Genomic DNA, 10,821 nt, shown 5'->3' on the forward strand with positions numbered 1-10,821 from the left:
TCCGGTAGTGGCGCTGCGTGAGCAGGGCGATGACGACCAAAGCCCCGGTAAGCAGCAGCGTGATCCATCCTCCCTCGTGGAATTTGAGCACCGTCACGGATGCGAGAATGAAGAAGGTAAGGGTCATGCCGAGACCATTGAAGAACAGCTTTTTCTCCCAATGGTCCTCCTTGCCCCTCACCTCCCACCAGTGGCGCACCATGCCGAGCTGGGAGAGGAAGAAGGTGATGAACACGTTGATGCTGTAGAGGACAACCAGGTACCTGACCGACCCGCCGGTCAGGAGCATGGTCACGAGCGCGGCCCCGCCCATCATCAGGATGCCCTTCTGGGTCACGAGCCGGTCGGAGAGCATGGCGAACTTTGTCGGGAACCAGCGGTCGAGCGCCATGTTCGAGAGCACGCGGGGCCCGTCTAGGAATCCGGTCTGGGCGGCAACGAACAGGAGCGCGGCCTCGGAGAGCAGCGTGACGAGCACGAACACGGTCCCGCCCCTGCCCCAGTCCCGGGCCATGGTCTCGAACAACACGGCGTTCAGGGTCTTCCCACTCTGCGGAACAACGCGGTACAGGAGGTAGGCGAGCATGAGTCCCATCACGACGAGGGCCAGGGAAAAGGCCATGTACCGCATCGTCCGCTTGCCGGTCTGGACCTTGGGTTCGCGCAGGATCGGCAGGCCGTTGCTGACGGCCTCGATGCCCGTGTAGGTGCCCGCCCCCATGCTGTAGGCGCGCAGGATGAGGAGCACCGTGCCGGCGACCCCGAGCTCCGCCTGCGTCTGCATGACGTCGGCCCGTGTTGCGGCGGCGACGGCCCCGATGCTGCCCAGATTCGTGACCATGGCGTAAATGATGATGAACGCATGGGTCGCCACGAAGGTGAGAAAGATCGGCACCAGCGGCAGGACCGACTCCTTTACGCCGCGCATGTTCATGACGGTCAGGACCAGGACACCGACGATCGCAAAAGGGAGCTTGTACGCCAGCCACGCCGCGGGCAGAAAGCTGAAAAGGGCGTCAGCGCCGCTGGCAACGGAGATCGTGATTGTAAGGACGTAGTCGATGAGCAGGGCGCAGCCGGAAACCATGCCGGCCGACGGCGAAAGAAGCTTGCTCGCGACGAGATACCCCCCGCCGCCCGACGGGAATAGCTCGATGATCTGGGAATAGCTCGTGGCGATGATGAACACCGTGAGCCCGGACATGAGCGCGACAAAGACGCTCAGGTACACATGACCGTGAACGGCGAGAAAGGCTTCTTCCGGCCCGTAGCAGGAGGACGACAGACCGTCGGCGCCGAGGCCGATCCAGGCAAAGAACGCGATCAGCGTCAGCTTATGGAAAAGAGAGGTGTCCTCGATATTGTGCTTTCCGCCGAAGATGAGGGTTTTAAACCTCTGGGTGAATGTGGGCTTCCGGGGTTGATCCATAGGTGGTTGTATGCGACAGCGAGGGAATCCGCCTTCACTTTCCTGGGACTTTCTTACTGAACGGTCAAATTATAGAGCAATACTGCTGCCATTTCAACAAGAAGAATGCATTGCCATAACTGACGGATTTCTTGGGAAGACGGGCCGATGCCGGCATCAGAGACGACGCGCTCCTTCGAAGTCATGCCGCTTCTTTGGTCATCTGCCCGCTTTGTGACCAGAAAAGAACCCGGGTGACGAGTACGCACCAGGTGCGTGGGATATGCTCATGCGGGATCGTACTTCAGCCGGTAGCCGATCCCGGGCTCGTTCAGGAGAAACCGGGGCCGGGCTGGATCGGTCTCGAGCTTGTGCCTGAGCTGCGTCATGTACACGCGCAGGTACTGGACCTCGTTCACATGGGCGGGACCCCAGACCTCGTGCAGGAGCTGACGGTGGGTAATGACCTTGCCCGCATGGCGGATCATCACAGCGAGCAGCTTGTATTCGATCGGCGTGAGATGCACTTCTTCATTGCCGACGAACACCTGCCGCTGTGCGAAGTCGACCCGGAGCGTGTCGAGGGTAAAGACGGGCTCATCTGCGCCGGTCTTTTGTCGGGCGGCGTGACGCAGGGCCACGCGAATTCTCGCGAGGAGCTCCGCGGCATTGAAGGGCTTCGTCAGGTAGTCATCGGCTCCGGCATCGAGGGCATTGACCTTGTCCCGTTCCTGCTCGCGGGCGGAAATGACGATGATGGGCGTCTGCGTCCACTCCCTCAGCCGTTTCGTGACTTCCAGGCCGTCAAGGTCGGGCAGGCCCAGATCGAGCAGGACGATGTCCGGATTGCGCGTCGTCGCCTGGGAGAGTCCCTCCTGGGCAGTGGCCGCCTCGACCAGGCGATACCCCTGGGTCTGGAGCGTGATCCTGAGGAACCGGCGCATCTGGGGCTCGTCCTCGACAAGCAGTATGAGTTCTTTTTCTTCAGGCATGATAGTGCAAGGGACCGTGGAACCACGGATGAACACGGTAAAGAAACGGTGGGAGCGAATCATTGTGATGTTTACATCACCGTATATTCCTGTCGACTCCCGTGTGTTCGCGAAGCGAACCCGTGGTTAAAGGCCTCTTCGGCATTATACCCGCTCACGTTCCTCTTCCTGCTTCGGCGCCGGCGGCAGGCCGGCCGCGGACAGGGTAAAGCGGAACACCGCGCCGCCGCCCTCGCGGTTCTCCGCCCATATCCTGCCGCCATGGGCATTGATGATCGTGCGGCAAATGGCAAGGCCCAGGCCGACGCCCGTTCCGCTCGCGCGGCCGCGCACGAATTTATCGAAAATGTGCTCTTCCTCGCCGGGCGGGATCCCGGGCCCGCGGTCGGCCAGGGAAACGGTCACCGTGTAGAAGGATTCCGTTGCCGAGAGCTCGAGCGGCGTCCCCTTCGGCGTGTATTTGATCGCATTGTCGAACAGGTTCACTAGCACCTGTTCGATCAGCAGGCCATCGAAGGGAATGAGCGGCAGGTTTCCCTGCAGTTTTACGGTCACGGGATGATCCTGGAGGCGGTCGTCGAGGCGCTCCAGCACGACGCCCACGATCTCCTCGAGCGGCTGCCACTCCTTGTTGAGCCTGATGGCTCCCGACTCCAGGCGCGTCATGTCAAGGACGTTCTTGATGCTCCGGTTCAGGCGCTCCGCTTCCTCGCGGATGGTCTCCACAAGGTCCGTGCGGCTGCTCATGTCCAGCACGACGTCCTTCTGAAGCAGGGTCGTCGCTGCCCCGGTGATCACCGAGAGCGGGGTCCGGAGATCGTGGGAAATGGAGCTGAGAAGGGTGTTCCGCAGGCTCTCCGTCTCCGCCTTCAAGAGCGCGCGCTGCGCAGCCTGGCCGAGGAAGGAGCGTTCGATCGCGATCGCCGTCTGGTTTGCAAAGGCCTCGATATAATGGAATTGCTCGGGTTCGAATGTGTCGCCCGGGGTCCGCGGCAGAATGCCCACGACGCCGACCGGACCGCCGGAAGCGATGAGCGGCAGGTACAGGGCCTTCGCACCGGGCAGGGTATCGGTGCTCAGACCTGCGGGCTGCCTGTGTTCGTACACCCAGTGCGCGACGCTTAGTTCCTGCTGGTCGGGACTGAACGCCGAGGGGCCGCCCACCGTCGGCACAAGCCGGTTCTGGTCATCGGGTATGAGGATCGCGACCTGGCTGTCGAAGACCTCGCCGATGTGTTTCATGGCGATATCACTCAGGTGCTCCGTCCCCCTCTCCCGGACCAGCTCGCGGCTGAAGCTGTACAGCGCGGCGGTCCTGCGCTCGCGCAGGCGGGCCGACTCGGCCTGCTGGCGGACCCGGATCGTGAGCCTGCTGATAACGAAGGAAACGATGAACATCACGAGGAAGGTTATGAAGTACCTGACATCGCTGACCGCAAAGCTGTAATAGGGAGGGATGAAGAAAAAATCAAAGGCCGCGATGCTGAGGACCGTGGCGAACAGCGACGGCCACTTGCCGGTCCGGCTCGCCGCGAAAACAACCCCGAGGAGGTAGACCATCGCGAGGTCCAGCCGCTCGAAATAGGGCTGCATGAGCTTGTCGATGCCCGTGCAGGACGCAACCGTCAGGATGCTCCAGAGCCACTCCCGCTTGCGCCCTGTTTTGCGGGGCCGGATCTGCGGCTCGGGGTGCCGGTGGGGCTCCGCCACGTCGCCGCTGATGACGTACACATCGATGTCGCCGCTGCCCCGCACGATCTCGTCCAGCGGCGATCCGAAGATCTTGTCCTTCCAGGGTGGATGAGTGGGCTTGCCGATGATGATCCTGCTCACGTTCCGGCTGCGCGCATAGGTCAGCACTTCGTCGCTCATCCGCTGTCCCGAGAGCGTGACCGTCTCGGCGCCCAGGCTTTCGGCGAGGCGCATGTGGTCGGCCAGCTGCCTGAGGTCCTGCGCCGAGGGACGGACGCGCGCATGCGCTTCCACGTGGACCGCGATCCACTCGGCGCGCAGGCCCGCCGCGAGCCTCCGCGCTGAATGGATCAGCCGGATCGAGCGGGGGTTGGCGCCGACGCAGACCAGGATGCGCTCTCCCGCGGGCCAGATCTCCTTGATCCCCTTGTCCTGACGGTACACCTGCATCTGCTCGTCCACGCGGTCCGCGGTACGGCGCAGGGCAAGCTCCCTGAGCGCGATCAGGTTCCCCTTGCGGAAAAAATTCCTGATGGCCGCGGCTGCCTGTTCCGGCAAATAGACCTTCCCCTCTTTCATGCGCTGGAGGAGGTCGTCGGGGGGAAGGTCGATCAGTTCGATCTCGTCGGCCCGGTCGAGGAGAAAGTCGGGAACGGTTTCGCGCACGCTGATTCCCGTGATCTGGGTCACGATATCGTTCAGGCTCTCCAAATGCTGAACGTTCATCGTCGTGTACACGGAGATCCCCGCGCCGAGGAGCTCGTAGATGTCCTGCCAGCGCTTCTTGTGGCGCGAGCCGGGAGCGTTGCTATGGGCCAGTTCATCAACAAGGATAAGGGAGGGCTTGCGGGAGAGGGCCGCGTCGAGGTCGAATTCCTTCAGCACCGTGCCGCGGTACTCGACATCCCGGCGTGGGAGGACATCGAGGCCCTCGAGGAGGGCTTCGGTCTCCCTGCGGCCATGGGTCTCGACGAGCCCCACGAGGACAGGCACGCCTTCAGCCCGCTTCTGCATCGCGGCCTCGAGCATGGCATAGGTCTTTCCGACGCCGGGGGCCGCGCCGAAGAATACCTTGAGCTGGCCTTCACGGCTCCGTTCGGTTTCCCGGCGCACTCGATCGAGCAACTCGTCAGGATTCGGTCTTCCTTCTTCCATCCATACTCCCAGAGATGAACATCATACAGGGGATATCTTAATTTTTGCATTGTCGCATGTTTGATAGTGGGTGTAAATGCTTTTTTACAGATTACCCTTGCCGCTTAACGACGTTGCAGTCGCGCTGCTGCTCTCTTTGGCATTCTATCGGGTGCGCTAAAAAAATAACGGGGGCCCGGCATTGGATAACATGTTATTTGGCAACCTATATCCACCGCCATTTATAAATTGGGCTATTTACACGGATCGCCCGATGATATGACGAGGCTGCCGGCATCACCTTTTTCTGCGATGTCGCCTGCTTTGCTTTCGCCTTCGACAACCTCCCTTTCCGGCAGTACTCTTCTGAATACAGGAGCACGGTGAATTTTCAGACTTGCTTGAGTTCAGATCGCACAAAACAGGTTGTCCTGCTGCCAAAAAAAACGAACTGATAAGATATCAGCCGTTATTTATCCGAGGACAAATTGCCCTTCGCTGTTGCTATTGCCAAGCACTCATATGCCACGCGATCTCCCTGATACGTCACGGTGCCCCTTTTCATGATGCGCCAACCGCCGTTTTGAAACAAGCCGCTGGACGCAACGCCCTCGACAAGCCCGGCTGCGGAATCCAGGGCTTCAACGAGCTTGCGGTTTTGAGCGAGCACGACAGGCTTGATGCCGGGGGCCGTGACAATGGTCACCGGTTCGACGACAAGGTTCGCCAGATCGGGAACGGCGATCGCCGCAACGCCGGGTCTCGCCTGGAGCTGGATCATCCGCGCGCGCGTGTCGGGGCCGACGGTTTCCTTTGTGGCGCTGACCATATCGAGCAGATGCTCGCGGATCTCGTTCAGCTCCTTGGCTGACCGCAGCTTATCAATCCCGTCATAGCTTTTAAGCGCCTTGGCCAGCATGGAAACCTCCCGCAGGTAATGGTTCCGCTGGTTATCGGGCACCAGATACATGGCGATGATCGACACCGGAACGCCGTCCGGCGCGCCGTAGTCGATTCCCGTCGGGCTCCACCCCACCACGCATAGAAGATCGTCATCATAGGACGTCCTCGCATGAGGGCAGGCCCATCCCCTACCGATGGCCGTACCGGTTGCACGCTCCCTCGCCATGACCAGACCGACGATGTCGGTGCCGGCCGGGATCGTGGGTATCGCTTCCAGAATGTGCGCCAGGAACTGAAGGGCGTGCTCCTTGTTATTTTCGGGAAGTTCGATGAGTCTGCCTTCCTGCAAAGCATCGAGCAGGCTGTCCAAGATCAATCACCTCCGTATCGTTTGAAGAACCAGGTCTTCATGCCGTGCGTCATGACGGCATAAAGAACAAGAAAGAACGCGATCCAGACCCAATAAACAGGCGGCAAGGGAACCATGCCGAGAGCACCCGCGAAGGGTGAAAAAGGCAGCCATGCGCCGATGGCCATGACGACGAGAGTAGTCAACGTCAAGTGAAATGAAGCGCGGCTGCCGAAAAAGGGCATCCTCCGGGTCCGGATGGTGTGAACGATCAAAGTCTGGGTCAGAAGCGACTCCACGAACCATCCGGTCTGGAACAAGCGGGCAAGTGTTTCCTTCTGGACCGGTCCCGTGGCTGCATCGGCGTAGACGCTGCATTTGAAAAAGAACCACATGAGAGCAAAGGTCGCATAGTCAAAAATGGAGCTCATAGGGCCGATGAATATCATGAAACGCTTGATGTTCGAGATGTCCCACTTTTGCGGTTTGGCGGTCTGCTCCTCATCCACGTTGTCCGTGGGAATTCCCGTCTGGGAAATGTCATAGAGCAGGTTGTTCGTGAGCACTTGAATCGGCTGCATCGGCAGGAACGGCAGGAGATAGCTCGCGCCCACGACGCTAAACATGTTCCCAAAGTTCGAACTTGCTCCCATGCGGATGTACTTGATGATGTTCGCGAAGACCTTCCTTCCCTCGATGATCCCCTCTTCAAGGACCAGAAGGCTTTTTTCCAGGAGCACGATGTCCGCGGCTTCCTTGGCAACGTCCACGGCTGAGTCGACGGAAATGCCGACATCGGCTGCCTTGAGCGCCGGAGCGTCGTTGATCCCGTCGCCCATGAACCCCACGACATGACCTTGTTTTCTGAGTTCCTGGACGATCTGTTCTTTCTGAGCCGGGGCGATCTTGACGAACACATCCGCTTCCTGTACGACACGGGAAAACACATCTGGCGTCATAGACGAGATGTCCGCGCCGCTCACGATTGGCCCCGGCTCGATGCCCACGTCCCGGCAGACCTTGCTCGCCACCAGACCATTGTCGCCGGTCAGGACCTTGATCCGCACGCCGGCCTTCCTCAGGAGCTCAACGGCTTCCGCTGCTGAATCCTTTGGCGGGTCGAAGAACGCCGTGTAGCCCAGCAGGATCAGTTCAGCTTCGTCCGCTACGTGGTATGTTGTTTTTTCGCGCGGAAACTCACGGTAGGCGATGCCCAGCACGCGGTAGCCATCTTTGTTCAGCCGCTCTACCTCTTCGAAGAGGTTCTCCCGCATCATGTCTATCAGGGGATACACTTCGTCGCCGATCTGATAACGAGTGCATCGGGAGTAGATTTCCTCAACCGCTCCCTTGCAGATAAGCACATGATCGCCTTCATAGTCAACAACAACCGACATGCGGCGACGTTCGAAATCAAAAGGAAGCTCGTCCACCAGCCTGCACTCCCGCTCGACATCCAGATCGGAATATTCGAGTACGGCCCGGTCGATCAGATTCCGGAGGCCGGTCTGGTAATAACTGTTCAGATACGTGTAATTGAGAACGTCTTCGCTCGGATGGCCGGTGATGTCCACATGCTGCTCCAGGACCACACGATCCTGCGTCAGGGTGCCGGTTTTGTCCGTGCACAGCACGTCGATCGCGCCGAAGTTCTGGATGGACGGCAGCCGCTTGACCACGACCTTTTTCCTGGCCATGGTCAGGGCTCCCTTCGCGAGGTTCACGGTCACGATCATGGGAAGCATTTCCGGCGTGAGACCCACGGCGATGGAAAGGCCGAACAAGAGGGCCTCCACCCAGTCGCCCTTTGTCAGGCCCACGATGAAGTACACGGCCAAGACCATGACCACCATGAACCGGATCATGAGCCAGGTGAAGGAGCGCACGCCCTTGTCGAAGCTGGTATCTTCGCGTCGTTCGGCCAGCCGCTCCGCGATGGACCCGAAGAGCGTCCGCGTTCCGGTGTTTATGACGACGCCACGGGCTGTTCCGCTGGTCACGCTGCTTCCGAGAAAGCAGGCATTCGGCAGCTCCCATGCGCTCTGGTCGCTCATCACCCGCACTTCGGCCGTTTTCTCGACAGCCATGGACTCTCCCGTGAGGGCGGACTGACTCACGAAGAAGTCCTTTGCAACAAGCAGCCGCAGATCGGCCGGAATGATCGAGCCTGCGTTCAAGAGGACGATGTCTCCCGGCACGATGTCCGACAGGTTGATCTCATGTTCCTTGCCGTCCCGCAGCACGCGGGTCCTCGACTGCACGCGCCTGCCGAGCGCTTCGACAGTGTTGTTCGAGCGGCGGTCAAGGACGTAGGAAAGCCCCACGCTTAAAAGGACCATCATGCCGACGATAATGGTCGACTTGATTTCGCCGATGAAGCCGGAGATCGCGGCGATCAGGAGCAGTTGGATGACCAGGGGGCTTTTGCAGCGCTCGAAGATATCAGCGAGGAAGCTCAGCTGCTTGGTGTGCGATAGTTCATTCGGGCCGAACTTGTGGAGCCGGCGTTCAGCGGCTTCGGACGTCAGCCCCTGCGGATCGGCGTGAAGTGCTCCGAGCGCCTCCTGGGCAGGCATCGAGCACAGATCGACCAGGCGGCGTTCGTGCTCGGTCGCTGTTTGTGCGGTCTTCAGGCTGTGGGGTTCGGCAGCTGATTTCCCGAAGAATTTCATAAACACGCCCCTGATCATAGCGCCGCCTCCCGCGCCGACGAAGACAACGTTACAGCGGAGAGGAACGCGGTTACAGGGCTGCCGGCTTCGGGATTGTTTATAAATTTTTCGGGATTCCAGGCTTCAAGAAATTCAGGACGATGAAAAAACGAGATAAGTTGGATCATTGTTCACCTCTGACCGGGTCGCGGCAGGACGACGGACTTGATCAGAAGCGAACGGGCGGGTGGATTACAACGGGACGGAGAGCCTACCGGGTCACATCATGAATCGCCCGGCGAAACTGCATCGAACCGGGGTCGTCATAGCCCTGCTGCGGCGATATGGTATTCGACGGCAACTATGACTGCCATCCGAGCTACTACACATACAGTTTCCTTTCATTGAGCTTTTGTTTTTTGAAGCATTTAGTCTGTGAATTTTTAGTTTATACTCTTTTCAACAAAGAACGTCAAGCTTTTTCCGGTCTTTTGAAGGTGGCTGATACTAAAAATGGGGCCCTTCCCGAGGAGCCCCACCGGATAACCCATTTATCTCCGCAGATCAGCGAGCGATAGTCCTAGATTTATTAACGGACTCACAATAGAACGGAGATCGCACTGTCGTCTCTGAACTATTCTCCAAAGCAGTCATTCCGGGCTTGCAAGCCTGCCCCGTACTTGATACGGGGGAATCCAGCCTGCACCCAGCATTTACGAGCCTGTGGCCAGTGCTTATGAGCGCGTTGCGCGAATACGGGCCATGCCCGGCGCGAGTGCAGGGTGTGGTTTTTCGCTTAGATCCTGGATTCCTGCTTTCGCAGGAATGACCAACTATAGGGGACATCCTATAATGAGATCATTGAAGACTATTTACACTTGTCCCCCGATGATATGATAAGGCTGGCGACACCGCCTTTTTTCGCGACGTCACCGGCCATGATCTCGCCTTCGACAACCTCACCTCTCAAATAATCTTCTCCTACATAAGAAAGCACCTTGATCTTTCCTACTTCCTTGAGTTCACGGGACTTGTCTTCCCGGTAGACGGGAAGGATATCGTTAATATTGATCGCCTTCTTTACGTCCGCGGTACCGCTCTGGAACAGGCATACGAGCGTGCCCTTCACCATGATCCCCTTGGCAGCCTTCTCTTCGCGCTCCTCCTGGAGGGGAGACCAGGAAACGGCGTTTACGAGCTGAGGGAGCCCGAGGGATGAGATGAGCAGGACAGCAAGAACCGTTCTGATCTTTTTCATGTCTGAAGCTCCACAGTTACTTCAGTTCATCGAGCGCGAGGTTCAGCTCCAGAACGTTGACCACCGGTTCGCCGAGCATGCCAAGCCAGCGGTCTTCTGTATGCGACGCAACGAGCGCGCGGACCCTGACCTCGTCAAGCCCGCGAACCTTTGCCACGCGATGGACTTGATACTCGGCGGCAGCCGGGCTGACCTGCGGATCGAGACCGCTGCCTGAGGCAGTGACCAGATCAACGGGAATCTTAGCGTCATTCCCCGGATCGGCAGCGCGCAGAGCATCTATACGCGCCTGGACGGCCTTCACGAGATCCGGGTTGTTCGGTCCGAGATTAGAGCCGGAAGACGACCCGCCATTATAGGGATAGGGGGTCGTCGCTGAAAGTCTTCCCCAGAAGTACTTCGGGTCATCGAACTGCTGGCCGAGGAGCTCTGAG

The 10,821-nt window shown here is 59.2% G+C and carries 8 protein-coding genes; all 8 read right to left on the reverse strand.

Annotated features, from left to right (window positions below):
* The coding region (locus tag VL197_00825; protein HUJ16513.1) for an APC family permease at nucleotides 1-1,429 on the reverse strand (1,429 nt) is incomplete at its 3' end.
* Between the two features lie 266 nt (nucleotides 1,430-1,695).
* A complete protein-coding gene (locus VL197_00830; protein HUJ16514.1) occupies nucleotides 1,696-2,400 on the reverse strand; it encodes a response regulator in 705 nt (234 codons plus the stop codon).
* 144 nt (nucleotides 2,401-2,544) lie between these two features.
* Nucleotides 2,545-5,247 carry a sensor histidine kinase KdpD gene (locus tag VL197_00835; protein ID HUJ16515.1) on the reverse strand — a complete coding sequence of 901 codons (2,703 nt, stop codon included), beginning with the start codon at nucleotides 5,245-5,247 and terminating at the stop codon, nucleotides 2,545-2,547.
* A 448-nt stretch (nucleotides 5,248-5,695) separates the two neighbouring features.
* Complete coding sequence (locus tag VL197_00840; GenBank protein HUJ16516.1) at nucleotides 5,696-6,499, reverse strand: PTS sugar transporter subunit IIA; 804 nt, start codon at nucleotides 6,497-6,499, stop codon at nucleotides 5,696-5,698.
* Nucleotides 6,500-6,501: 2 nt separating this feature from the next.
* Nucleotides 6,502-9,168 (reverse strand): magnesium-translocating P-type ATPase, encoded by a 2,667-nt coding sequence (mgtA, locus tag VL197_00845; protein HUJ16517.1) that lies wholly within the window; start codon nucleotides 9,166-9,168, stop codon nucleotides 6,502-6,504.
* Nucleotides 9,165-9,317, reverse strand: coding sequence for a hypothetical protein (locus VL197_00850; GenBank protein ID HUJ16518.1), 153 nt, complete (start codon nucleotides 9,315-9,317; stop codon nucleotides 9,165-9,167). Before VL197_00850 ends, mgtA begins: the two co-directional genes overlap by 4 nt.
* A gap of 680 nt (nucleotides 9,318-9,997) precedes the next feature.
* Nucleotides 9,998-10,387 carry a hypothetical protein gene (locus VL197_00855; GenBank protein ID HUJ16519.1) on the reverse strand — a complete coding sequence of 130 codons (390 nt, stop codon included), beginning with the start codon at nucleotides 10,385-10,387 and terminating at the stop codon, nucleotides 9,998-10,000.
* 16 nt (nucleotides 10,388-10,403) lie between these two features.
* Nucleotides 10,404-10,821, reverse strand: a 418-nt coding sequence (kdpC, locus tag VL197_00860; protein ID HUJ16520.1) for a potassium-transporting ATPase subunit KdpC, incomplete at its 5' end; no start/stop codon positions are given.

The sequence above is a fragment of the Nitrospirota bacterium genome, from assembly GCA_035516965.1.
Taxonomy (GTDB): Bacteria; Nitrospirota; UBA9217; order UBA9217; family UBA9217; genus MHEA01.

Excerpts from the sequence above, each read along its gene's own strand:
- VL197_00830 (HUJ16514.1), bottom strand. The coding sequence starts at position 2,400 with ATGCCTGAAGAAAAAGAACTCATACTGCTTGTCGAGGACGAGCCCCAG.
- VL197_00835 (HUJ16515.1), bottom strand. The coding sequence starts at position 5,247 with ATGGAAGAAGGAAGACCGAATCCTGACGAGTTGCTCGATCGAGTGCGC.
- mgtA (HUJ16517.1), bottom strand. The coding sequence starts at position 9,168 with ATGATCAGGGGCGTGTTTATGAAATTCTTCGGGAAATCAGCTGCCGAA.
- VL197_00850 (HUJ16518.1), bottom strand. The coding sequence starts at position 9,317 with ATGATCCAACTTATCTCGTTTTTTCATCGTCCTGAATTTCTTGAAGCC.
- VL197_00855 (HUJ16519.1), bottom strand. The coding sequence starts at position 10,387 with ATGAAAAAGATCAGAACGGTTCTTGCTGTCCTGCTCATCTCATCCCTC.